We start from the raw sequence: 22606 nt of genomic DNA on the forward strand, positions 1-22606 counted from the left end.
AGGGGCAGGATTCTGGGCTTCTCTTTGCGGCTGGCATCACGACGTGAAGACGTCGATCGCTCGGCCCTCTGTTGCGCTAACCTCGGCGGCGCCTGGCCTGAATGGCAGCAAAAGTCACTGGGCGAAAATCCCAGGCGTCGACCCCGACATCGTGCTGGCGCGTCATTGGCTTCAGCCGGCCATGAGAATGGCCGTGCAGGTTTATTGATTTCTTGCCGATCTGGTTCCAGGTGCGGAACGGGTAGTGGCAAAGAACCAGGAAACTGCCCTCGACAGTTAGCTCCTTGTAGTGTTGCACGCTAGCCCAAGCCGAAGCGCCGAGCGTTACCACGCCGTCGTTGTTGCCGATGATCAGGTGCTTCGTGCCGTGGAGACGGGACAGCAGCGAAGACACTGTCTCGGCAGATCCCTTGGCGAAGTCGCCGAGGTGCCAAACCTCGTCGCTTGGAGCAACAGTCTCGTTCCAAAGTTCAATCAGTGCTTGGTCATGCCCCGCCAATGAACTGAAGGGGCGGGGGCCGAGCCGCAGAATGCGGGGATCGTTGAAATGCGTGTCGGAGGTGAAGAAGATCATGCCGCCGCTGGCTGTGACGAGCGGTCGACGATCGCTTCTAAGTTCGGTTGCCGGAGCTTTTTTTGGGTCCATCATCGATCCTGATTTGGGCTTCCCTGAGCATCTTGAGTGCCTCCTCCTTGGTGAGGCCGCACTTGCGCGCAAAGTAGAGCGCTTCGATCGCCTGTTCACGATCCGCCGTGGCTTCTGAGGGCTGTTTGGGCTTCTTACCCATCGTTCCCAATCACCTTTTGATGCCACCGAACCATCACCGTGCCGGGTTTGTTCCCCCCTCGGATCTGCTAACTTGCCGAGCGTCGCCGCCTGATACGCCGATGAAACAACATCCGAGCCCTGCAACCGGCATCATCTCCAACAACGAGCGAGCAGGTCGGCCCTTACGTGTATAAATTCCACGCCGGCGTGGGGAGGGACCGGCGGTGCGCTTTATGGGTGAGCCAGTCTACAGGCGCTTCTAAGCGCCACGCCACCAAGCCGGCGGGGGCGGAGCATTGTCGTTGGTTCAAAGATCCGTTCTGGTCCGCCCTCGCTCAAAAACCGGAACGTCTTCATCATCTCCTTCGCTTCGTCCGGTAGGGATGTCTTCAGCGAAGCTGCGGGTCATCTCTTCGGTGTCGCTCAACCCGTCGACCGTTTCATTTGCGCCGGCCCCCTCGTCGTGACGGCCCGTGATCTCGCTTCGAGGCTGCGCGCCGATCGGCTGCTCGATGTCGTCGGACCCCAAAACGCTCGGTTCCGCACCGTGTCTATCCTCGTGGCCTGCGATGCTCTCCAGTACGGCCGCATCCTCCTCGGGGATGGGCTTGTCATTGGCAAAGTCGCTCTTTTGCTTCCGGGTTGTTATCGGCATGTTGTGAACTCCTACGCAGTGAATCGCACAACGTACGACTACGGCCGAAGTTGCGAGGCGGCTGCTTTGATTTTAAGGAACCCCGACTTCGGGCAAGCGGTCGCAAAAATGGAGACAGCGGCGCACGTGCTGAAATGGAACAATCAAGCGCGCAAGTTGGCACGATGGCGGGATTTTGAACGAAGCACTCCTCTCCTCGCTGTCGACTCCAGTCGGGTAAGGCCTGCTCCCAGCCACGGTTCTTGCACGGCGCTTTGCAAAAGGCGCCAATCGAGGCCGAACGAACTGCGCTCGGATGCTTTACAGCCGCCAACAGGCTGCGCGGTCGCGTCGTTTTTCGCCGCTTAATGGCACAGCGATGGCGAAGGTGGCGGACGAGCCTTAAGCACCAGCTTACGAGTATGCGTGCCTCGCTGGCGAGCTTGCCCACATTCGCGCGGCGCGAACTAGAGACGCTGCCGCGATACGTTCGGGCAGCAGATAGCCTGACACACAGGAAGCGGCCTCCGAATGTGATGAAGCAGCCCACGTTAGGCGCGAGTTGGGCGCAGTCACTCAGCAGCTGCCGGTGTGATCATCACCGGCGAAGCCTGTCGGCGAGACGGAGCCCAAGGGCCAAAATCGTCAAGGTGGGATTCGCCTGGCTGGATGTTGCCAGAACCGAGCCGCCCGCGATGTGCAGGTTCATCAGTCCATGGACTCGGCATTCAGCATCAACAACCCCGTCGGTCGGGCTCGCAGACATTCGCGTGGTACCGAGATGATGACCGTCCATGGCGCCTGATTTGCCTGCCATTTCGATCACATGGCCAGGTTCAAATCCTGAAATGGTAGCTCCGATCTTCTCCAGCTTCCAACCGAGCAGTCGATAGGCGCGCGCGATGCTTTGGAGATCGTTGCTCGTGGTTTTCCAATCGACGCGCAGCTTCGGCATACCCAATCGGTCGCGTTCGCTCACCAACGTCAGTCTGCTTGCGGGGTTCGGCTCCTGTTCCGAATGAAACTCAAGATTGACCACATTGGCGCGCGGCCCCAATACGATGGAGGGCAGCTTTCGCCGTGCGAACGTTCTGTTCGCCATCCAGCGCAAACGGAAGCGCCCGAGGCGCACTGGCGAGGATACGACGTTCTGAACGTGCGCGAGCTTTTCGTCCAGCGTCATTGAATGTTGCAGCCGACCTCTGAGGTGTTTCGGGAGAAATGTCCTTTTCACGAGATACATCGCCGAGAGGATCGGGTCGTTGTGGCTGGGATCGGCTGGATCTGGGAGATGGGTGCGGAAGATCTGGTTGAGCAAGCAATGCTCCCGCTGCGCTCGCTCCGTGAGCGACAGCCGCCTTCGGCAGTAGATGCCGGCCGCGTCCCGCTCGTAGCCAAAAGCAACCGCCTGCTGGGCGTTCGGCAACTTTAGTGCTCCGACTGTGCCTCCCAGATGGGCCATATAGAAACGACCGAGCTGATCTCGGGCGTTGCCGATACCAGCTGGCATCACATCATTCGAGGCAAGTAGCAATCGGGTGGTCTCAAAGCCGCCGGCGGCTACAATGTAATGGCAAGCCGTGACCTCACGCTTTGTGCCCTTCAAGTCAACACAGTCGATGTGGTGGACGCAACGCCCGTTCGGCGCCAGGCGAATTCCCGTCGCCGCAGCGTTTAACCAGATGTGGATATGACGCGAAGTCCGCAGCAACCCGGAAAGCCGTTTCCACACGTTGGTTGGTCGACTAAACCGCTCCAGGCGGGTCCTGAACAAATCGCCGTCGACGCCCCTCGAATAGTTCAACGCGAGAACCAGGCAACGCGCTTGTTGGATCGTAGTCGTAAGACCCGACCTCGATCACCTCGTGCGCCCGACGGTAGTAGGGCAGCAGGGTTTCATAGGTGATCGGCCAGCCCGAATTGCACACCCATTCCCGCTTCTGGAAGTCGATGCTATCGAACGGCACGCAGCGGCCACCCCATGCTCGGCTCGATCCTCCCAGCGCTCGTATCCGGAAATTCTGGACAGGCGGGTGGACGAGGGGATCTGCGACAATGCCGTGGTAGAGCTCCTGCGATCTCTTGGTCTGCCACCTGCCGCCCGCTTCCAGAACGCAGACGCGTAGCTTTGCATTTTCGAGCGCCGCGGCAATGGCCAGGCCGACAGTGCCACCTCCGACAATGCAGATGTCGTAGGCAAGTCCGTCGCCCGCTGCGGTGAATTGAGCGATCAACGTTCACTCCGGATTTGTTCGATCCCCGAAGGCACGCTCCCACCCTTCGCGCCCGGCTTGGGCGAAGCAGGTAGCGCGCGAGGAGCAGTTGGCAACCACCCGATTGATCGCATTTGAAGCGCCGGCCCAAAAGAGGTGGCTTTGGTGGCGAGGTCCGTGACGACTTCAAGGGGCCCGAACCGGAAGAGTTTTTGTTGCGACCACCCTCAAAGGGCATGGTTATGGTGAACGCTACTTCTCAGCCTGAGTTCGGTGGTGGTATTCCGGTTGCATTCGCGAGATTTCCCGCCCATGGCTCGCCGACAGACACGCTGTTGGCTCCGGCTGAAGCCTTGCCTCTGCTTGCGAGGTTGCCATGGCGATCCGGAACCTCGAGGCATGTGGAGAGTTGTCCAGCAGCCCAGCGGAGATCCAAGCCATGGCGCTACCAGATGCCAGTTCCGGCGCGGCCGCGCAGCCGAAACGCTCTAGCAAGCCGGCAATCCCATCGCCGCACGCCACAAGGCTTCCGGAGCAGGATTATCGATAGACGGGCGCCCAACGATATGAAGGACAATGGCCCATGAACGTCGCCAACCTGCAATTGGAAGGTTTGCTTATGGCGGTCGCTGCCGTCAATAACGCCTTGGTCCGGAGGGGCCTTCTTTCGGTTGATGATATCGATATGGCTTTGAAAACCGCGGAGGCCTCGTTCACGGCTGATGAGCGCCTCTTCGAGGACATGTCGCCCGCCAACCGGGACGCAGTCTGTTTTCCTTTGCGGCTTTTGCGGTTGGCTAACACCAAACAGTTCGAAGCGGGTGTGCCACCGTTTGCCGAGCTGGCCAGGCAAGTCGGGATAACCAAGCAGCCCTACAACGATCAGATGTGAAGGGAGGAAGACAGGCAGGTGCAGGAAATCGTCGTGGTCAACAAGGTGGTCGAATTCCGGGGAGAGGCGGTGACCGCATACCGTGACGGTCACGCACACTGCTGCATGCCACCGCTTTCGGCGAGGCGGGCCGCGACCCTGGACGCGAGACCATTCCCGCATTGAACCCGTAGCTCTGGCGAAGGCACCACATGGAATATTTTCGAGCACAAGGAACATGTCAGCCCACGGGTGTTTAGGCCGGAATGACAATCATCGCCGTCACGACAATGAACTACCCTCTCGCCGTCTTCCCTGGCCCGAAGCGACGCAGGCTCTCAGCAATTGCGCGACTGGAACGAAGCCGCGGCAAGTGGCTGGCGCAGAACCGGATCCACATGACCGGTAAGCAGAAACAGGAGCCGGTCGCTGGCAGCGAACCACAATGCGGCTGCCATGAGCCGTGTGGTTCCAGATGGTTGGCTGCATTCCAAGATCGACAGCAACCGAAACAACAAGCGCCTTTAGGGTCTGCCTGCGCGCGTGGCCTCGAAAGCCTTGGCCATGAACGATGACCCTGTAGATTCGCTCGCCAACGCAATTCACCACCGCAGCGCAATTCTGTTTGTTGGGGCAGGGGTGTCGATCAGTGTTGGACTCCCTTCTTGGGAGAAGCTGATAGAGCGAATGGCAAAGGAGCTCGGTGTCGACGACGAATTTTCCATGCGACGCGATCGTTTTCAAACCCTGGCCGAGTACTATCGGATCAAGCATGGCAGCATCGGGCCACTTCGCAGTTGGATGGACCGAAATTGGTCTGTCCCCAAGGACCGGATCGAGAAATCCGAGTTGCATCGTCTCATCGTGAAGCTCGATTTCCCTGTCATCTACACAACCAATTATGACCGTAACCTGGAACTGGCTTATGAAATATACGGTCGGGACTACGTGAAAGTGGCCAATGCACGCGATGTAGCGCAGGCCCGCCAGGGCGTTACCCACATCGTCAAATTCCATGGTGATTTCGACGAGGATTCTTCCCTCGTCCTCACCGAAACGGACTACCTTGATCGTCTCTCCTTCAATTCTCCGCTGGACGTGCGTTTTCGCTCGGATGCACTCGGCAGCACGATCCTCTTCATTGGCTATAGCCTTTCCGACCCAAACATTCGGTTGTTGCTGCACCGTCTCTGGCAGACGTGGCATCGGTCCGGCTATGAGAAAGATCGCCCGCCGTCGTTCATCTTCATGACCAGCCGAAACCCTGTGGAGGAGGCCGTGCTTGGACGTTGGGGCATTTCGGTCGTCGTCGGCGAAATCGACGAGCCGCAAGCTGCTTTGGTGGACTTCCTCAGCCGGCTGGCGGAGATGGTTGGGGACGGAGCCGAGCCTGGAGAGACGACCCATGAGGGAACCGTCGTCAGACAAAGAGCGATTGAAACAGTCAGGTCAAGGGGCAGCTAGGCGGGCTCTCAAGGAACGCCCTACGGCAGAGAACGTCGTTCCAGAGGCGATCATAGCCAGTTTGTGTGGCCAGTTTGAAAATCGCATCCCATAGAGCATGCGATCTCCCATGTGAGCTTTCAACTATTCTGGCGGACGCGCTGGAACATTCTCGCATCAACAAGCTTCGAAGGGGGCACTGTTCCCGTTCAGTGTGTTTTCCCCCTGTGAGACTGCCCGCCGCCGAAAGGTGGCGGGCTTTTTTGTTGGGACGCAACCTTGGACATTATAGCGACCTTGGCCGGACACGCGCAGCGTCGCTTCCCATCATCGGTGCCCGAAGTTGGCGACAGCTTCGAAGTCCTCCCGATGCGATCGCAATTTTTGGGATAGATGTTCGTGTGGTGCCTGTCGGCGACCTGGACGCTGCCTACCAGAACCGGCCTCCTCCGGTCCGAACCACGGCGCTGGAACCCTTGTGAAAAGATCGATGTTCGGCATGCAGCTTGGCCTGCACAGCCAAGCGGTCTGGTGCGGCCCGTCGCCGCCTGGTCCGTTCAGCGGCGGGCCTTTGTGTGGTGATGACGCCACCGGCATTATTTGGCCAAGCTGGGAACCTGTGTCGCGAATCAAAGTTTGGGTGGCAGCTTGGCTTACAACCCCGGGCCAAGTGGTCTCAAAGCAAGACCCGTCATTGCTGATCAATGACGGGTCTTCGCTGTGCATCGATCGATTGACCAACATCCCGAAGCTCAGCGCCGCGCCCCGTCCTTCGCACAGAGCGTTGGCGTCACACGCCTGTCATGGGACGAGCTTATTCGCTGAAGAACCGGCCTGCGGCCAGCGACCTGCGTTTTTAGGATGGCTCGACGCCGAGGTCGGTCCGCTCCTGCCTACCTGGCTGCCGTTGCCGGTCGGAGGGCGGGAGAGGAATGACCTCCTGCTCACTGCGCCCGGCAGCTTCGCCGAGTTTGTATGCCGCATATAAGGCGCCGATTCTGACTAGCCAACGGATCATCGCGATCTCCTTTGGCGCCAGAACACAGCGGCTTTCGATATGTTCCACATGCTGGAAGCGCCACCCTCCGCATCGTGCAGAATGGCGAGTGCTACAGACCATCGCGGCATGCCGACGTTTGGCATGTCTATCAGTGTCGATGCTCTCATCAACGCCTCGGCAATCTTTATCATTTCATCTCGGCCATCGTAATCTGTGCGCCGCGGCAAGGTGCTTGCAGCGGATGAAGGCCGCTCGATCATGTGGCGGCCGCTACGGGACGCCGTCCTAAACGTGAAGCCAGGCTCAAACGAACCTCCTCGGTTTTATGAACCAAAGCTCTGCCGTCGTCGCTGTCATGATATTCCGCACGTCAACGAGATGGTCAGAAAACGAGTAATCGAACCAAGCATCAGGCGGTGTAAACGCTGGCAACCTTCGCACCGATAGTGGGCGGCAGCGATGAACCAACGCCCCGGTTTGATGAAAGCCGTTCCGCATGCCGGACATTCGAGCGTCATCTCAATCGAAGACAGTGTCTGGGGGAGCGGCATCAGGTCCCGTGGCTCAAACCGCCGCCGCCAGAAGCAGCGTTATACCCACGACCGTCGACCCACAGATGGTCGCTAGAAGCACAATCGGCCGCGGATACTCGGTGGGTGCTGCGCTGGTGAGGTCGGAACCTCGAAATCTCACGGCGCTGGGCGACTGGACGTGGGCAGCGGTAGACTTGTCATTGCACGCTAGCACAGAAAGACGCTGGGCGATATCGGCGGCGATGAGAGGATCGTCCGCCACCAACTTCGACCAGTCCGAAACAGTGCCGATTTCGTGATGCAACATCGTTCCCTCCCAGGTGATCGCACAACTGCGAGATCTGACCTTTGTTCCTTTGATTTTTGCGAGGGGGGAAGTCGCGCCCGCTGTCTCGATGGACGGCGGGTCACATGCGACTGATCGCTATTTCCGGGGCTCCGGGAACTTGATTATCGTCGCGCTGTCTTCCGGCTCCAGCGGCTCGTGGCCAGGCCGTTCGTGCCACATGACTTGCCGCAAATCGGTCTGATCGACTTTCTGGCCGCAAGATGGACACGCGTAGAAGCGGTCCTTTTCGCGAATGCAATTACCCCCGTTGCGGGGGATGCGAGGTCCAAGGTCAGACAGTTTTGTCATGGCGACGAAAATCACCGCCGGAGGAAAAAGTTCCCGCCATTTCAGCAAAAACCAACGGAACACTCTTTGGCGCCCGAGGTTCGATGAGCTGAAAGCATCGTGACTGCATGGACGCTTCCGCCAGCCCATCGACAGCCTCTATGGCACGATCCACGATGCCATCTCCACTACGATCCTGGTTTGACCGGATGATGCTCGCGGCCGCAGGTTCCTCGACGATTGGATCGCGAGCCATCTGCCGTTTCCAGAACCGGCTCCCCCCATGGCTGCCAGCGACCTTGCGGACCAGCCGCCGGTGATGCCGGTACCAAGCCTGACGAGGGCAATGAAGAAGTCAGGAGCGTATCGGAAGTAATGTTCAAACGATGCATATAGCAACGACGCCTCACCGGCTTGACCGGTTTCTTGGCTCGCGCCTTTAGGTGGGCTGTGGGTCAAGTGGATTGCTAATACGAGGCTCAAGGACCTTTATCGTTATGCTTGTCTCTGCCGGCTGCGCCACATTCTATTGGTGGTGGAGAGACTGCTATGCCCTTCAGGGCGGGCTAGCGATGGAGCGCCTTCGAAGGTGAAAGCAATTCCCGCGTCCTCAAACGCCTGACGCATGGCCGCGATCTTGTGGGGACGCGGATTTCGAATACCGTTCTCAAAATCTCTGATCGTCATTTCGCTAACGCTCGCTTTTGCGGCAAGCCGTACTCGCGGCCAGTTCAGCAGGGCGCGTGCTGCTCTCGATTGAGCTGGTGAAAGTTGGGTTCGGCTGTCCATAGGATTTGAACATTCGATACGTCTAAAATGTTCCTTCGATCTATCGACGATCGAAAGATCGAGCAATTCCCGCGCGGGGGACGGTCGTCACGAGCGATGTCTCAGCAATGCATGCGTCAGGCAATAGGCCGGCACTGGGACGAGGGGGCAAGCAGTGGGCGCCTGAAGCGAGCGCTGAGGGTTGGCGGGCGTCCGCCCGCTATCGCAACCAACCCTGTTGCGGCTCGTTGACCTATGCTGGTCGGTCCCAGCACACTCCAGAACCTGCCCGCCACCACTTCGCGGTGGCCGGCTTTTTGTGAATCAGAGGAACCTGATATGCCACGGCAGGTTGGAAGAGCGGCAGCGTCCCCCGCTGCCGGTCGAGGTCCCCAAGCCTCGCCCGGGTCCGCCTCTACCCGCAAGTGGGGGCGGACCCACTAAATATGTTGCGGATCCAGGCAACCTGGTTTGTTGCTGTGACGGGCCTTCGCGCTGGCGCTGCTACACACCTCATTGCAAGCACTCTACCGTGTCTGGGCCCGACCAAAGCCCGACATGGAATCGCAAAGGTCTGACCTATGAAACAAGGAAGCCTTTTCCACATTTGGAATGTGACCGTCGATCATCGTCCCTTCATCGTCGGTTGGTTGATTACCCGCCACGGCTCGCTTGGCGTGGCGGGTACTCATTCATGGAGAGTGTATGCAGCCTGGTGAGATCATCGCGAACGTGTTTGCAGCGGGGTTGGTCAGTGTCCTGGTAGCAGTCGTTTTTCTGATTTTCGGGAACCCGCTCTGGCCTGAACGACACGTCCGGATGGTCATCATCCCGCCTGTCCATCGAATGACAACTACCGCCATCAAAAATGCCTGGCCAGACCTGCCGGACAAAATTGATTTGAACGTTTCGCGCCCGAGGCCTGCCACCAATGAGCGGATCTGAAGCGTCCTTCGAAGCGCACTCTTAGATGCGCGCAGAGGCTTCGGATCATGGCGCGTCGGTTCACCGCCTGGCCCAGGAGAAACGGAGGGCTCTGCCCAATTCGCTTCATCGACCTAGATGTAGAAGCTGACCTAGAGCGTTATGGCGCGCGCCCTATGGCAGGGTGGCCGGTCAGCTTTCCGGTCTAGACTGAAGTGCATTGTGGATATGTGTTGCTGCGGTGGCGGCATGGCCAAACGCAACGGCAATTTGATTGAGGCCCTCAGCCACGTCTCCAATGGCATAGAGACCCGCAGTCGACGTTTCGAGGTGTCGGCTGACCAGAACATATCCTTGCGCGTCACACTCTGCACCGAGTGCGACGGCAAGTTCAGAGCGCACATCAGACCCCATTGCGGGGTACACCACATCCAATTCCCGCATTGGCGCACCTTCGGCCATGACAACGTCGAACCCAGTTGCCCGAGCGACCAGATCCTCGACGGTGTCCCAGATGTCAATGCCGCCTGCCGAGGCCATGCCGCGGGCGGCATCCGAAATATCCTCCGGATAGTTGGCGAGCAAGGTAACCTGACCGCTGTACTCCTTCAAAAACAGGGCTTCCTTGAGCGCCAGATGCTCTGGGCCGACGACGCCGATGCGCTTGCCCACGGCCTCATAGGCGTCGCAGACCGGACACAGTCGGACAGTGCCGGCCGCGACGGCCTCCTCCAGCCCTTCTATTGCCGGGGCCTTGTCCACGATCCCGGTTGCAAGAACCACGCGCTTTGCTCGGATGGTCCCGAAGGTGGTCGTCAGCACAAAGGTCCCGTCGCGCTTCTTGGCGCCCGCTACACGACCGTCCACTACGCCTGCACCGTATCTCTGTGCCTGGGCTTTGAGACGGCCGAGCAACTCTGACCCGCTTACGCCGTCCGGGAAGCCAGGACAGTTATGCGATTTTGGAATGAGCTTGGCTCGTGCGTCGCCGGCGTCGACCACGATCACCGAATGCAGGAATCTGGCCAGATACATGCCTGCCGCAAGTCCTGCGGGGCCGCCGCCGACAATAGCCACGTCGAATTCATGACCGCGGGAAGAAATTGGCATTTCGCCCAACATTGCAAACAGGATCTTGTTCCCTGCTTTGGCAGAGGGGATGAGCAGGCGACGGTCAGGCCTCCAAACGTGATTTACGCGGCAACTCGTCGAGGTCCCTTTCACCGGGCGATGGCGCGCGCCTCAATCTGATTTGCGCAGTCTTCGCCATCAAGCGATTCCAGCTTCTGCAAATCAGGCTTCAATTCGAGGTGCCCGAAAATGCCGACATGGCATTTCACAGGCCAACTTGCCATTAGACCTGCGACCGTGCGCATTTCCCAAGCCCACGCGATTCGAATCGGATCGACCTGCCGGGAAAACCCACCTGATAGCCCCGTCCTTCCGATCCGGAGGGGCGCAATGCTGATCGTCTGAAGGGCCGCTCAAATTTACTGACCCAGTCGAGGTGCAGACTATCATAGTTGATTGTTGCTGCCGGTGACCTCGCGTAATCAAAGGCTCACGAGGCTTTCCAACAGAGGACGGTATGTTGTATCCAGGTCGATTTTTGGAACCGAGCGATATTGTGATGCTTGCCCGTGTTTGTGCGACGGTCTGCGAACAGCGCGGCGTACCTGTTGCTTCGCGGGCCGGAGAACGGACAGCTGCGCACGTACTCAGGCTGTTTCTGAACGGCTTGACTGGGGAGAATGAGCTGATCGATGCTGAGAAGAACTGGGCTCGCGGGAGTGATCTGGCTTTCGAGGGGGCTCCTGTCAGCTACGAAAACAAAAGAGAGGCCGCGTGATTCAAGCTTCCTGAGAATCGAATGTAGCCAAGAAAACTGCTCGCCCACGGGCCGGGCACCAGAGGCACCCTCCCTGCAATCGGGGGCGTTGCTGTGGCACTTCAGGTGAGAAAAGGATCTCCGCACGCCGCCCGATCCGTGGTGTCCGGGCGATTTTCCAGGTGGACTCGACATGAGGCAAGCGCATGCTTTTTGATCCCGGCTCGGGCCTTCCTGGTTTGGGGCTGAAGCGTCGGATTGGTCGGGGCACATCGATGTCTGTCAAAGTCCGAAGACCGCTTCGTAAGATCCGTTTCTAAACGCTGCCGATCCGCTCCTGGCCAAACGCCGCCGGACCGCTTTGGCCCCCGCAATGAGCGAGGCAACAAAAGGGGCGGTTTGGGGTTTCTCATTAGTCGCATTGGCGGCCGGGGCATTCGAAGACATGACTACGCCGCAAATTTTGTCGTTTGCCGTAACCTTCGTGATGATGGCAGCGTTCGTGTGGGGTCGCTATCGATATGATCTGGTCGCGGCTGTGGCACTGTTGCTTGCTGTCGCGGTTGGCATTGTGCCTTTTGACGAAGCCTTCAGCGGGTTCAGCGACGATATCGTGGTTATTGTCGGCAGTGCTCTGCTGGTGAGCGCAGGGATAGCACGCTCGGGAATCATGGAGGCAGCGATCAAGCGCTTTGCTCCGAAATTATCGGGAGTTCGGTCGCAACTGGCGCTGCTGGTGATCGTGGTCACGATCCTCTCTGCCTTTGTAAAGAATATCGGGGCGCTCGCTATCATGATTCCGATCGCCTTCCAGTTCGCGCGCCGGTCTAACATTTCACCCTCGATATTCCTGATGCCCATGGCATTCGGGTCGCTGCTCGGCGGACTAATGACGCAGGTGGGAACATCACCCAACATCGTAGTGTCCCGAGTGCGAGAGGAGCTGATCGGAACCGCCTTCACAATGTTCGACTTCACACCTGTTGGAGCTGCCATAGCCGCTGCCGGAACGATCTTCCTGCTGTTTTTCTATTGGTTGTTGCCGGTGCGCGAAAAGCTTGGCGGGTCGCTGAATGAAGCCCTCGACATCAAGAATTACCTTACAGAGGCTCGAATTGTCGCCGACTCCACGGTGCTCGGGAAAACCGTCGCAGACCTCATGAAGCTCGCCGGCGGCGATGCAATCGTGACGTCGATCCTGCGCAATCGCACGATGCGGATGACGCCACTGCCCGACGTGGTCCTCAAGGTGGATGACATCCTGTTGCTCGAGGGCGACCCAGAAGCGCTGGATCGCCTTGTCTCCCAGGGCAGGCTCAGCGTGACCGGGGATAGGGGCGGTGGTGACGACACCACCAACGAAATGGTCGCTATCGAAGCCGTAATCGGTGAAAGCTCCTCTTTGATCGGCTGGACCGCCCAGCGCCTTGCCCTTTACGATCGCTTCAATGTCAACCTCCTGGCCGTCAGCCGTCGTGGGGAGCGCCTCGACCGCAGGCTGGCCGCAGTCGAGCTGAGGCTCGGGGACGTTGTCGTCTTGCGGGGCAGTGCAGCGAGGATGCCCGAGATACTTCGTGAACTCGGCTGCTTACCGCTGGCAGAAAGGGCTATCCTTCTTGGCAGCGTCCGCAAGGGTATCGTGCCGGTAGTGGTCCTTGCTCTCGCCATGGTGGCGACGGCGTTTGGGCTGCTGCCAGTCTCCGTCGCTTTTTTCGCGGCCGCGGTCGCGATTGTGCTTTTCAAGGTCATTCCGCTCCGCGATGTTTACCAATCGCTCGATGGGCCTATCCTCGTCATGCTCGCCGTTCTCATTCCAGTGAGCGATTCACTACGCAGTACAGGAGCTACGGGAGTAGTTGCCGGCGAGCTTGCCAGACTGGGGACCCTCCTTCCGGCGTCCGGCGCACTGACGCTCATCCTTGTCGCCGCCATGGCCGTTACGCCATTCCTCAACAATGCCGCCACCGTCCTTGTCATGGCGCCTATCGCCGCCGAATTTGCTGGTGATCTGGGCTACAGGCCCGAACCGTTCTTGATGGCTGTCGCCATTGGCGCCGGCTGTGATTTTCTCACCCCGATCGGACACCAGTGCAACACGCTTGTCATGGGGCCGGGTGGCTACCGCTTCAGCGACTATCCGCGTCTGGGACTGCCCCTGTCTTTCCTCGTAGTCATTGTTGCTGTGCCGATGCTTATGATCGTCTGGCCAATGAACTGACATCCGATATTCGGATGTCTTCTTGGAAATCCCACACGACACCACATTCGTGAATGAGGTCGCCGCGCAAGCCTGACGCGGGCTGGCCAACCTGCGGTCAGTGTCGCCAGCAGTTCCCCTCTCGTCCCGCCCGCGGCAACAGAAACTGTGTTCCGGCCGCTCTATCGGGGCAAAGGGAAAGCCAGCAAACAAACCTTAGGCCATGGACTATACACCGCAGCGAGATTGTCAGGGGCTTGGCGGAGTATTGACGTCGTTTCTCACCTAGGAAAAGCCGGTTCACCTTCGTGATGACGACAGGCCGATAACTCTTTCTTCGAGAATACGAGGCCCTTTCGGGCTGCGATCAGCATCACAAGTCGTGTGTTGCTCAGCGGCAGGGCCCTGGTGAACTGCAAGTCGTCGCGACGACCATTCGACCTTGGTGCTACCTGAGATACCAGCGTTGCACATCGCGCAGGAAGGACGAGGGCGGCTGTTAGCCGCCCAGTCATTTCATCTCACACGTTGCGACGACCTCTGGCGCTTTCCAGGTCATCACCTGTGTAGACTTCATCCGTTGGATCGAAGCCGGTCCAACCGCCTGCTTCGTATTCGGTTCGCCGATGGGCTATGTCGACGGAATTATATTGCTTCAGTATCTGTTCCGCGTCGGGGACAAGGTCGTCTTCGACCCTGGCTATAACCATTGTTCCCCCGCGCCGAACGCCTTCGGCATAAACATGTGCGTCGCTTTCCGGCACACCGGACTCTGTCATCGCGCCGATGATGCCGCCAGCTGCGCCACCGACCACGGCACCGCCGACAGCGCCGACCGCAGTCGCTGCCAGCCAGCCCGCGGCAACCACGGGGCCGAGGCCAGGTATGGCCATCAGGCCAAGGCCGGTGAGCAGGCCGCCGGCCCCGCCGACTACGGCGCCGACACCAGCCCCTGCTGCCGCATCCTCGCCAGCCTCCGACGCTTCGCCCGTAAGCCGGCCGCCCGAATTACCCGCCACGATGCTAATATCGTCGTGCGGAACGCCCGTGGCTTCAAGCTCGCCCACAGCGTCGCTTGCTTGATCATAATTGTCGAAGAGGCCTGTTACGGTTTTCATCTGATTTGTCCTTGGTTGGTGATCAATTCTTGCCGGCAACGACGTTGCCTTGAAAGTCGAGGGCGATGGGTGCTGCTTTGCCGTCCTTGCTCGCCGTTCCACGCCAGATGCCCTTGTCATCCTTCGTCAGGGCGGAGACGTCCGAGTAGCCCGCCTTCTCGATGGCGTTCTTGGCCTGGTCCTCGGTGAAGCTGTTGGCGCCAGGCACCGGTGCCACAGAATTTGTGGCGTCCGCATCGGACGCGGCTGGCGCGGAACTGTCGGGGGCAGGAGCGACAGCCGCGACCTTGCCAATCATCTCCTGATGCATCTTGAGTGTCGGCAACGTCTCGCTTGCAAACGACTTGAGAGCGGAATTGTCGCCTTCCTTGGCGTAGCTTTCAAACATGCTTACAGCATCGGCATGCGCCGTCTTCTGCATATCGGCATAGGTTGCATCGACTGGCGCCGCAGCTGACTGCAACTTGTCGACTTCGTTCTTGTGGGCAGCGTCGAGGTCGGCGGGCACCTGCAATTTCTGTTCGCCGGCAATACTCTCGAGTTTGGCGTTCGCAGCACCGTGGTCGGAGATCATCTTCTGCGCGAAATCCTTAAGGGTCGGATCCTGGAGCTTGCTTTGAGCGACCTTGCTGGACTGCACTTCGAACATCCCGCCGATCGCGGCCTTCGTGACGAAGTCCTGGGCCGTCTCTGCTGACAAGGCAGGCAGTACAGCGGTCATTGCGGTCGCGATCGACAGCGATGCCATGCGTAGTTTGGTTCTCATGCTTAGGTTCCTTGTTGAGGAGGACGATGAACTCCAATCTCCCGGCGCCATCTTTGTTCCGGGCCTTGATAAATGTCGGATATTTTCGGGGCGCCATTCCCGCCGTCACGAGCTGGGCGGAGTGACACCGATCCCAGATTGTCCAGGAACCCCAGACCCATCGAAGAGTTGCCATTGCTCGCAGAGGGGACCTGATGGCGGAAAAAATCCAACGGTGAGTTTGGTATGCTTGCCGGCAAAGAGCCTGAAGCAGACGGGACGGCCGACCAGAAGATCACCACACGGCGGAAAGACGTCGGTAGCGCCACAGATTGCGCTTACCCAGGCATCCCGGCGGCGTCAGCAGGTCGACATGCGTGACCTTCGCCAAGTAAATTGCCGGCCAAGGCTCGTTTCTGAGGGTTAGCTTATGAAAGCCCGCCGCCCCATTTGCGAAGCGGCGGGCTTCATCCGCCCCAACTTGTCAATGCAACTTTGATGCCAAACCTTTTTGGCTCTTGATAGGACAGTGGCCCCTCCGACAGCGATCAAACAGACATCCAAAATGCCAGCAGCAGGGCGCATAAGGACGAGACGAGGGCAGCGGTGGCAAAAAACACGCCCTGCCAATCTGGCGGTGGCTCGGATATCAACTTGTCGGGGGGCGGCTGATTGTCATTCATGAAAGCAATTTGCGACGCCAAGTGTAGTTCCCCCTGATCCTTCAGGTTGTCGGCGGAAATGCTCGTCGCCTACCGAAGACCAAAAAAACTCAAAATCGCCAAGACGACGACCACCGCACCAACGAGCCAAATGAGATTGTTCATGATCTCTCTCCTGTTGCTTTCGAAAGTTCGCGCCTGGCAGCCCCGACTGTTCGGGACGCTTCTTCTTCGAGTTTTACAAGCTTCTCCCTGATCTCGTCCGGCTCGGCATGCTCCAATCCGACAACGTCGTTCCTGGTTTCGTTCAGTGAAACGATGATCTCGTCGAGTTTTGCGTGAATGGCGGCGGTATCGCGATAGCCTTGTAAAAGGACAACACCGGTGATCACGATGGCGGCAACCGACAGGGCATAGGTGACCGCATTTGTCAGTCCAAAAGGCACCAGGGCGGTGCACAAAACCATTGCCACGAGCATGACATAGAAGCCTGGCGGCCGAGATAGGAAGTCGGAGGCTGCGAAAAGGAACCGATTCATATGCTGGCCAAGGTCATCAAGGCGACCAGTGCGGTAATCGCCACACAAACAGGCACCGCCGCCAGCAGGCCTGCCTCTAAGATCCGACTCTCCTTGTCGCGCAACATCAGGTCACCTACTGCAGGTTAAAGATACAGGGGTTCGGCGTCGGAAGGGACGTTGCTGCGCCATCCACCACATGCCAGCTTAGAACGAGTGCCATCACGAGAAAGGGAACAGCCGCGAATAACCAGCGTGCTTGGTCCACACTTTATCCATCTGCATTCTTCCAAATTCGAGAGACAACAGCCGCGGAAGCCAAGCGTTCCAGCCGCTGCCGCTGACAGGACCAATGCGGTTTCCAGAACCAGACTTAGGTCCCAAGGGGACTAGACCTAAGTACCTAGGGCGGAACGTTTAGGGCGGCTCCATGTTCAACTTGCCGGGCGGCGCGGGACGATGATCGTGTTGCGCCCGTCCCTACAGGAGTGCAGATATGAACATGCTTCTAAAGAACACCGCAGCAGCGATGTTGCTATTGGCTGGGATCGGCTCAGCCGCCGCGGACGACATCATCATCCAGCCGGAACAGGACACCGTCATCCGCGAATATGTGAAGAAGCAGCCCCTGGCGTCGGTCAAGCTCCCCGGCGTGGAACTGAATGTCGGGACAGCCCTGCCGGAAACGGTTGAGATCCATGAGGTCCCCAACGTCAAATATCGCTACGTTGTGGTCGACAACCGCACGGTGCTGGTGGACCCGGGCACCCGGAAAATCATCAAGGTTTATGACTGAACGAACCATCCAACCCCGCCGCCATCGCTGGCGGCGGGGTCGAAGCTTACAAATCTCCACAATCCGGTGACGAGCCTTGAGTCCCGACATCGCAACCTTCCAAAGGTCCGGCTTCATGGATGATGGTCGCGGCCAGGCAGAGTTTTCCGCTCAACAAGCCAGTCCAGGAGCTCAAGGACTTTCAGGGCAAGATCTGTGCACGAGTAATACGCTTTATGGCGCTCCTGCCTCCGGGTGACCAGACCAGATTCTCGCATCATGCCGAGATGCTGGGAGAGTGCTGAGTTGCTAAGCCCCAATCGCGGCGCCAGATCAGAAACGGACATTTCTCCGTCAGCAAGAATCATTAGAGCGAGAAGGCGCTTTTCATTAGCCATGGCAGCGAGCAGCTCGGCGGATGGCGCATAAATGCTGGGCTTTTCGGGATTCATGATGTTGCCCTCGCTCACGCGTCGAGCGCGCCTTGCGCCGGCCTCCCTTAACGGCAGCGGCGGGCGCCCCAATGAGGATGTGCCGGGAACGTCGCGTGCCCGGCGCGCTAGAACTATTAGCGTGGTGTATGTTCCATCAGAAGGGCGTCGCTGTCTCACGGCCAGCCTCGGCGGCTAAGCGCCTTAGCTCCTGGATCGGCCTTTCTTCGAAGCCTGGGGACCCTTGGCTTCGGCAGCAAGGCGTTGTTCTCGAAGTCGCGCAGTTTTCAAATAACGCGCCTCTCTCTCGGCCGCGTTAGCAACTTTTGCCTCGCGGTCTGCGCGCTCCAATCGGTCTTTGTCGACGCTTCGCTGGGACACTTTTGCCTCCTACCAGAAGACCGTTGAATTTACTGTTCGCTAAATTGTTCCCGTCAATCGGCGACTGCCTTCCTGACGCATGCCGACCCAGCCGCCGTCCGCAGCACCGATGGCCACGACGATCTCGTCGGCAGCCGGGCCGTCGGCGATCTGAAAATTGGCGGTGATGAAGTGTGAGCGGCGACCGTTCTCGCTCTTGTGCATCATCTGAAGCGACAGCAGCGCGCCAGGCGCGCTGCGTGTGTTGCAGAATTCGAGATAGGTCGTGCCGCCCACGAGGTGAAGGAAATTGCTTCTCGCCTCATTAACATGGGCTAATGCGAGAGACCCTCCGAGAGGGTAATGGAGAGCTTAGCGAAAGGGCTGAACGATGACGATAGTCGAACTGGCTTTCGATTTGCTTGCGAAGAAGCTCGCCGCCCGCACCGGCATTTCCAGCGAAGAAGCTAGTGACCTCGTCGCCACTATGGGAGCTGATTGGTCGTCACTCGTGCGAGCAGCAAGGGTAATGAAAAAATACTCCGGTGTTGCCTGACCCGCTCGGCCTGGAAGGACTTCCTCCTCGCATGAGGGCACAAACGACCAGCTTGATGGGACGAATCGTCAGGCCATAACGGAGGCCGCGTGGCATGCGCATTTCCCAGAACGCACTCGATCACCTGCCAAGAAAACATGGCGGTGCGGGTCGCCCCAAACTCCCGACACAACGCCCGACCGCTGCCGAATGTTTCGTGGCCCGGCCCGACGGAGGTTCTCACTTCAGTGGCCTAACGATGCTTCTTGCGACTGCGTCTTGACGCAAGATGCCGCTCTCTCAGTTCCTGTTTTCAATCGGAATGACGCTCCACGCCGCATGAGGAACTGCCGTCATCAGACCAGGTCGTTGGTTTGTCGTTGCCGCCCAAACAGGACGGTCACCCCCAAGACCGATACGAATATTACCTGGTCAAGGTAGTTGCTATGTGGGCCCGCGCCACGGCGGTCAGCGCGGGTCCGTACGCTGCGCTGACCGGCGCTCACTTATCGCCTGCGAGCCACGATCCTAGATCAGCGCTTGGCGTTGTCATTCTCCGAGTCGGCCCGCGCGAGGAACTGCTCGGCTGTCGCTGGAATATGGCTTTTCAACCAGTCCGCCATCGCAACTTCCTCACGCAGATTCTCTTCGCAGAGCTGGGCGACCTCTGCTTCGCCTAGCGATTTGGCGGCGGCGATCAGGATTGTGTAGGAGGCGATTTCCATGTGCTCGAACGTGTAGCTTGCAAGCGATCCCTTCATCACTTCGTCCCCGGCGAACACCCCACTGAGCGACTGCGCCATTGCCGTCAGCTTGCCGCCGGCATCCTTCAGTGTGGAAGATCCTTGTCCGATGCGGTCAAGACAGGTTTCCAGCCGAGCAGCCTGCTGTCTGGTCTCCTGGATGTGCTGGCGAATCCGCTCGCTGAGCTCAGGATAGTTCTCTATCCGGTTCAGTTGCCCATTCAACATGGTTTCGGCCTGCTCCTCCATGGCGTGAGCATCCCTGAGCCATTGGACAAGCCATTCGCGTGATTCTGACATTTCATACCTCCTTCATGGGTCGGCCAGAACTTTCAAAGGGAGATATTGTTCCTCATCGGTTGCTGCCGAGTCAGCCTGTATTGCAGGCTCCTCGAGGTAGGCGCTGCAAGCGGGCGCTTGGCACCAGGAGAGAGTGGCGGGCGACGGGCATGGTCGCGGTGTCGGCGTTGGCAAAACGCATTCCTGCAGAAATGACGAAGCTGCTGCCTGCCGCGGGTTCCGTGATGGATGATCTCAATGAAGCGTTTCGCGTCGGCTCGCATTCCAATACCCGCGCCGCGATGTGTCAGGCTGTGTCTTGCCCGAGCGCCTTGGCCGTTGCCATTCGTCTTGCAAAATCAGCCCATTGCCGGTGCGCCCCAGCGAGGCCTCCAGGTTCAACAACGGAGCTCTTATCACGATGGAACGTCACGGCGTTTCGCAGGTTGGTATTGGGGTTTTCGCGCTAGGGAAAGAGCCATGACTTCTTCAGACAAGTCTTCAACTAACATATCACACCGCCCCGAGAAATCGAGCGGCAGGACCCCGTCAAAGCCGGCGACACCTTCACCGGCCCCAGAGAAAATATCCGGAGCAGGCCCTGCGGTCGCCGAGCATTCGAAAGACGCCAAGGCGCCCAGAGGCGGGCGTCAACCTGGGGCCTATGTCAAGGATTAGATAGCCGAGCTGGGTTGCGTTTGTCTGGCCAATGCAGGAAGCGACGAGGAGGTTTTTATGCAGATGATGGGAGTTGTCGTCAGCCGAGACCAGGCTCCGGTCGTGGAATTTCGGGGCGAGGGAGGCGAGTGTATTACAGTTACCCTGCAGGCCGGGCATACTCTTCCCGACGATGAACTCATTGCAAAGGCCAGGGCCATGATGGTTCAGGTCGCTCAGTTCGGGACGGACCAGATCAACAATGCGGCGATGTCTGACGGGTCGTCGGCCGATGGGGTGATACAATCCGGAATGTCGGGATAGATATCTTCGCTCGATGCAGGCCTGCTGCAAGGCCACGAGTCGGCAGCGGACGTGCAGTCATCAGCCAGAAGATGGCGAGAACGGTACGCAGGCAAGGCACGCAGATCGCACCCTCCAAAGCAGCGACACCGGTGATCATCGAAAAGCCGAGCGTGAGCGTTGGGGCTATCAAAGCTATGGAACAAAGCTTGCGCGCACTGGTTGGGGCCAAATTCAACGCTGTGGGGAGGGGATATGTCGCGTATCTTCAATCTTGGTTTGCCGGTCCTGCTTGGCGCTGCAACGTTCACGCTCAATGTTGCTTCGGACCCGCTGCCGCCGGATCTGACGTATCGTCCATTGCCAAGCTTGCCTTTTTCTGCGGTCAAGGAAACTGACGAGGCGCAAAAGCCGGCTGTGACACAACGGCAACGCGGCCTGCTCGAGAGCCGTTACGATCTGGCCGACCGGCCGATGCCCGGCGTCATGATGTCGGGCGGGCGCAAGGCTGTACAAGAAGGCTCGCGAGTGAAACTGCCGGCAGGCGAAACCTGGAGCAGCCTGGCAGCGAAAACCCCTCAGGAAATTCGTGATCGTGGTCTGTTGCCGCAAGGCTTCCTACCGTTGCCGCACGTCAAGCAGGCCGCCGGAGGTCAGGTCTTTCCTGAAAGTGAGATTAGAGAGATCGGCGCTGATGAAGGACGCGATCTGCGCCGCTTCGACGTCGATTTCGATCTACCGGATCACCTTACCCCGGAGTTTCCACCTCCAATATTTCTGACCACGCACCCGGAGCTTGGAGATGTGTCGCGAGGGGATCTGCTGACGATACGCAACTTCTACGAATACATGAACGGCATCATCACGCCCGTGCAGATGGAAGGACTTCGTCTGCTGCTGACGCCATTTCCGCAGGAGGAATTCAACCAGACCGAGGACAGGAAGGTAGCGATGCAAAGCACGGGTGTCGCTTGCCTCGATTGCCATTCCAATTTCCACACCAACGGGGCGTTTCACCTCACCCCGGACGTGCGGCCGCAAGCCGAGCGCTTCCGGCTCGACACAACCAGCCTGCGCGGCTTGTTCAACCAGCAGATCCACGGATCCAAGCGCTCGCTGCGTTCCGTGGAAGACTTTACGGAGTTCGAACAGCGCACCGCCTATTTCAACGGCGATCACGTGAGCGCCACCCGCAAGGGCGTGAACCTGCCGGATCGGCCCAACCAGGTCGCGATGATGGCGCAGATGCAGAACATCATCGATTTTCCTCCGGCACCCAAGCTCGATCCCTTTGGACGACTTGACCCGGCTACCGCCAGTGCGCTGGAGATCAAGGGCGAGCAGGTGTTCATGGGAAAGGGCCGCTGCGGCGAATGTCATGTTCCAGCCCAGTCCTTCATGGACAACAATATGCACGACCTGAAGCTCGAGCGATTCTACAAAGTTGGTCAGACGTTCAACGACCAGGTTGCCATTCCAGATGGACCCATCAAGACCTTCACGTTGCGCGGGATCAAGGATTCTCCGCCCTATCTTCATGACGGCCGTCTGATGACGCTGGGCGATACCGTTGAGTTCTTCAACCTGGTGCTCGGAACGAAGCTCGACCAATCGGAAAAGGAAGCATTGGTGGCCTATTTGCTCACGCTCTAGACATCATCCGGGAAAAACCGTGGCCGACAAT

General features: G+C 58.8%; 22 protein-coding genes and 1 pseudogene. 7 read left to right on the top strand and 16 right to left on the bottom strand.

The annotated features are described in order from the left end of the window. Positions 1-76: 76 nt before the first annotated feature. The 5 genes from AC0L2D_RS19420 to AC0L2D_RS19440 form a co-directional block, all read right to left on the bottom strand. Positions 77-646, bottom strand: a complete 570-nt coding sequence (locus AC0L2D_RS19420; protein ID WP_473541974.1) for a metallophosphoesterase family protein — start codon at positions 644-646, stop codon at positions 77-79. Continuing rightward, entirely contained in the window at positions 612-788 is a 177-nt protein-coding gene (locus AC0L2D_RS19425) for a hypothetical protein (RefSeq protein ID WP_473541976.1), read from the bottom strand. Before AC0L2D_RS19425 ends, AC0L2D_RS19420 begins: the two co-directional genes overlap by 35 nt. Positions 789-1076: 288 nt before the next feature. After that, the gene (locus AC0L2D_RS19430) at positions 1077-1424 is read right to left on the bottom strand and encodes a hypothetical protein (RefSeq protein WP_473541978.1); all 348 of its coding nucleotides are present in this window, start codon (positions 1422-1424) and stop codon (positions 1077-1079) included. 577 nt (positions 1425-2001) lie between these two features. Beyond that, a complete protein-coding gene (locus AC0L2D_RS19435) occupies positions 2002-3114 on the bottom strand; it encodes a GMC oxidoreductase (protein WP_473541980.1) in 1113 nt (370 codons plus the stop codon). A 34-nt stretch (positions 3115-3148) separates the two neighbouring features. Then, entirely contained in the window at positions 3149-3637 is a 489-nt protein-coding gene (locus tag AC0L2D_RS19440) for an FAD-dependent oxidoreductase (protein ID WP_473541982.1), read from the bottom strand. 562 nt (positions 3638-4199) lie between these two features. On the opposite strand from AC0L2D_RS19440, the gene AC0L2D_RS19445 reads away from it, so the two are divergent. Both AC0L2D_RS19445 and AC0L2D_RS19450 read left to right on the top strand, forming a co-directional pair. Then, positions 4200-4508 carry a hypothetical protein gene (locus AC0L2D_RS19445; protein ID WP_027161855.1) on the top strand — a complete coding sequence of 103 codons (309 nt, stop codon included), beginning with the start codon at positions 4200-4202 and terminating at the stop codon, positions 4506-4508. A 543-nt stretch (positions 4509-5051) separates the two neighbouring features. Further along, positions 5052-5951, top strand: coding sequence for an SIR2 family NAD-dependent protein deacylase (locus tag AC0L2D_RS19450; protein ID WP_013525092.1), 900 nt, complete (start codon positions 5052-5054; stop codon positions 5949-5951). Between the two features lie 1543 nt (positions 5952-7494). On the opposite strand, the gene AC0L2D_RS19455 is transcribed toward AC0L2D_RS19450, so the two are convergent. The 5 genes from AC0L2D_RS19455 to AC0L2D_RS19475 form a co-directional block, all read right to left on the bottom strand. After that, positions 7495-7770, bottom strand: coding sequence for a hypothetical protein (locus AC0L2D_RS19455; protein WP_127413101.1), 276 nt, complete (start codon positions 7768-7770; stop codon positions 7495-7497). A gap of 313 nt (positions 7771-8083) precedes the next feature. After that, the gene (locus AC0L2D_RS19460) at positions 8084-8335 is read right to left on the bottom strand and encodes a hypothetical protein (RefSeq protein ID WP_024504642.1); all 252 of its coding nucleotides are present in this window, start codon (positions 8333-8335) and stop codon (positions 8084-8086) included. Positions 8336-8574: 239 nt separating this feature from the next. Then, positions 8575-8868 (bottom strand): helix-turn-helix domain-containing protein, encoded by a 294-nt coding sequence (locus AC0L2D_RS19465; RefSeq protein WP_032808422.1) that lies wholly within the window; start codon positions 8866-8868, stop codon positions 8575-8577. Between the two features lie 1095 nt (positions 8869-9963). Beyond that, the gene (locus tag AC0L2D_RS19470; protein WP_245475849.1) at positions 9964-10893 is read right to left on the bottom strand and encodes an NAD(P)/FAD-dependent oxidoreductase; all 930 of its coding nucleotides are present in this window, start codon (positions 10891-10893) and stop codon (positions 9964-9966) included. Positions 10894-10991: 98 nt separating this feature from the next. Continuing rightward, positions 10992-11147 carry a hypothetical protein gene (locus AC0L2D_RS19475; RefSeq protein WP_161491093.1) on the bottom strand — a complete coding sequence of 52 codons (156 nt, stop codon included), beginning with the start codon at positions 11145-11147 and terminating at the stop codon, positions 10992-10994. A gap of 897 nt (positions 11148-12044) precedes the next feature. Here AC0L2D_RS19475 and AC0L2D_RS19480 point away from each other — a divergent pair. After that, positions 12045-13817, top strand: coding sequence for an SLC13 family permease (locus AC0L2D_RS19480; RefSeq protein WP_473542170.1), 1773 nt, complete (start codon positions 12045-12047; stop codon positions 13815-13817). Between the two features lie 500 nt (positions 13818-14317). Here AC0L2D_RS19480 and AC0L2D_RS19485 read toward each other — a convergent pair whose 3' ends face one another. From AC0L2D_RS19485 to AC0L2D_RS19495, 3 genes are all read right to left on the bottom strand, one after another. Further along, positions 14318-14914, bottom strand: coding sequence for a hypothetical protein (locus AC0L2D_RS19485; protein WP_013525101.1), 597 nt, complete (start codon positions 14912-14914; stop codon positions 14318-14320). A 22-nt stretch (positions 14915-14936) separates the two neighbouring features. After that, on the bottom strand, positions 14937-15680 hold the full coding sequence (locus AC0L2D_RS19490; protein ID WP_013525102.1) for a DUF4142 domain-containing protein: 744 nt from the start codon (positions 15678-15680) through the stop codon (positions 14937-14939). 802 nt (positions 15681-16482) lie between these two features. Further along, positions 16483-16860, bottom strand: a complete 378-nt coding sequence (locus AC0L2D_RS19495; protein WP_063170791.1) for a low affinity iron permease family protein — start codon at positions 16858-16860, stop codon at positions 16483-16485. Between the two features lie 475 nt (positions 16861-17335). Between AC0L2D_RS19495 and AC0L2D_RS19500 the strand changes: the two genes are divergently transcribed. Beyond that, a complete protein-coding gene (locus tag AC0L2D_RS19500; RefSeq protein ID WP_013525105.1) occupies positions 17336-17635 on the top strand; it encodes a DUF1236 domain-containing protein in 300 nt (99 codons plus the stop codon). A gap of 113 nt (positions 17636-17748) precedes the next feature. On the opposite strand, the gene AC0L2D_RS19505 is transcribed toward AC0L2D_RS19500, so the two are convergent. Further along, positions 17749-18066 (bottom strand): ArsR/SmtB family transcription factor, encoded by a 318-nt coding sequence (locus AC0L2D_RS19505; protein ID WP_050596224.1) that lies wholly within the window; start codon positions 18064-18066, stop codon positions 17749-17751. 399 nt (positions 18067-18465) lie between these two features. Beyond that, positions 18466-18735: pseudogene (locus AC0L2D_RS19510) on the bottom strand (amino acid synthesis family protein); the annotation flags it as partial. A gap of 61 nt (positions 18736-18796) precedes the next feature. Here AC0L2D_RS19510 and AC0L2D_RS19515 point away from each other — a divergent pair. Then, the gene (locus AC0L2D_RS19515; RefSeq protein ID WP_164752019.1) at positions 18797-18961 is read left to right on the top strand and encodes a hypothetical protein; all 165 of its coding nucleotides are present in this window, start codon (positions 18797-18799) and stop codon (positions 18959-18961) included. A gap of 512 nt (positions 18962-19473) precedes the next feature. On the opposite strand, the gene AC0L2D_RS19520 is transcribed toward AC0L2D_RS19515, so the two are convergent. Further along, positions 19474-19983 carry a ferritin-like domain-containing protein gene (locus AC0L2D_RS19520; protein WP_013525107.1) on the bottom strand — a complete coding sequence of 170 codons (510 nt, stop codon included), beginning with the start codon at positions 19981-19983 and terminating at the stop codon, positions 19474-19476. A gap of 714 nt (positions 19984-20697) precedes the next feature. On the opposite strand from AC0L2D_RS19520, the gene AC0L2D_RS19525 reads away from it, so the two are divergent. Further along, positions 20698-20943, top strand: a complete 246-nt coding sequence (locus AC0L2D_RS19525) for a hypothetical protein (protein ID WP_013525108.1) — start codon at positions 20698-20700, stop codon at positions 20941-20943. Positions 20944-21177: 234 nt separating this feature from the next. Further along, positions 21178-22575: a cytochrome b6 gene (locus tag AC0L2D_RS19530; protein ID WP_013525109.1), complete on the top strand. Its 1398-nt coding sequence runs from the start codon at positions 21178-21180 to the stop codon at positions 22573-22575. Positions 22576-22606 lie beyond the last annotated feature (31 nt).

This window comes from Mesorhizobium sp. WSM4833 (assembly GCF_055811095.1).

What these genes read in the sequence shown, in the direction of transcription:
- AC0L2D_RS19420 (WP_473541974.1), bottom strand. Translation starts at nt 646, where the DNA reads ATGGACCCAAAAAAAGCTCCGGCAACCGAACTTAGAAGCGATCGTCGA.
- AC0L2D_RS19425 (WP_473541976.1), bottom strand. Translation starts at nt 788, where the DNA reads ATGGGTAAGAAGCCCAAACAGCCCTCAGAAGCCACGGCGGATCGTGAA.
- AC0L2D_RS19430 (WP_473541978.1), bottom strand. Translation starts at nt 1,424, where the DNA reads ATGCCGATAACAACCCGGAAGCAAAAGAGCGACTTTGCCAATGACAAG.
- AC0L2D_RS19445 (WP_027161855.1), top strand. Translation starts at nt 4,200, where the DNA reads ATGAACGTCGCCAACCTGCAATTGGAAGGTTTGCTTATGGCGGTCGCT.
- AC0L2D_RS19450 (WP_013525092.1), top strand. Translation starts at nt 5,052, where the DNA reads ATGAACGATGACCCTGTAGATTCGCTCGCCAACGCAATTCACCACCGC.
- AC0L2D_RS19455 (WP_127413101.1), bottom strand. Translation starts at nt 7,770, where the DNA reads ATGTTGCATCACGAAATCGGCACTGTTTCGGACTGGTCGAAGTTGGTG.
- AC0L2D_RS19460 (WP_024504642.1), bottom strand. Translation starts at nt 8,335, where the DNA reads ATGGCTCGCGATCCAATCGTCGAGGAACCTGCGGCCGCGAGCATCATC.
- AC0L2D_RS19465 (WP_032808422.1), bottom strand. Translation starts at nt 8,868, where the DNA reads ATGGACAGCCGAACCCAACTTTCACCAGCTCAATCGAGAGCAGCACGC.
- AC0L2D_RS19470 (WP_245475849.1), bottom strand. Translation starts at nt 10,893, where the DNA reads ATGTTGGGCGAAATGCCAATTTCTTCCCGCGGTCATGAATTCGACGTG.
- AC0L2D_RS19475 (WP_161491093.1), bottom strand. Translation starts at nt 11,147, where the DNA reads ATGCGCACGGTCGCAGGTCTAATGGCAAGTTGGCCTGTGAAATGCCAT.
- AC0L2D_RS19480 (WP_473542170.1), top strand. Translation starts at nt 12,045, where the DNA reads ATGACTACGCCGCAAATTTTGTCGTTTGCCGTAACCTTCGTGATGATG.
- AC0L2D_RS19485 (WP_013525101.1), bottom strand. Translation starts at nt 14,914, where the DNA reads ATGAAAACCGTAACAGGCCTCTTCGACAATTATGATCAAGCAAGCGAC.
- AC0L2D_RS19490 (WP_013525102.1), bottom strand. Translation starts at nt 15,680, where the DNA reads ATGAGAACCAAACTACGCATGGCATCGCTGTCGATCGCGACCGCAATG.
- AC0L2D_RS19495 (WP_063170791.1), bottom strand. Translation starts at nt 16,860, where the DNA reads ATGAATCGGTTCCTTTTCGCAGCCTCCGACTTCCTATCTCGGCCGCCA.
- AC0L2D_RS19500 (WP_013525105.1), top strand. Translation starts at nt 17,336, where the DNA reads ATGAACATGCTTCTAAAGAACACCGCAGCAGCGATGTTGCTATTGGCT.
- AC0L2D_RS19505 (WP_050596224.1), bottom strand. Translation starts at nt 18,066, where the DNA reads ATGAATCCCGAAAAGCCCAGCATTTATGCGCCATCCGCCGAGCTGCTC.
- AC0L2D_RS19515 (WP_164752019.1), top strand. Translation starts at nt 18,797, where the DNA reads ATGACGATAGTCGAACTGGCTTTCGATTTGCTTGCGAAGAAGCTCGCC.
- AC0L2D_RS19520 (WP_013525107.1), bottom strand. Translation starts at nt 19,983, where the DNA reads ATGTCAGAATCACGCGAATGGCTTGTCCAATGGCTCAGGGATGCTCAC.
- AC0L2D_RS19525 (WP_013525108.1), top strand. Translation starts at nt 20,698, where the DNA reads ATGCAGATGATGGGAGTTGTCGTCAGCCGAGACCAGGCTCCGGTCGTG.
- AC0L2D_RS19530 (WP_013525109.1), top strand. Translation starts at nt 21,178, where the DNA reads ATGTCGCGTATCTTCAATCTTGGTTTGCCGGTCCTGCTTGGCGCTGCA.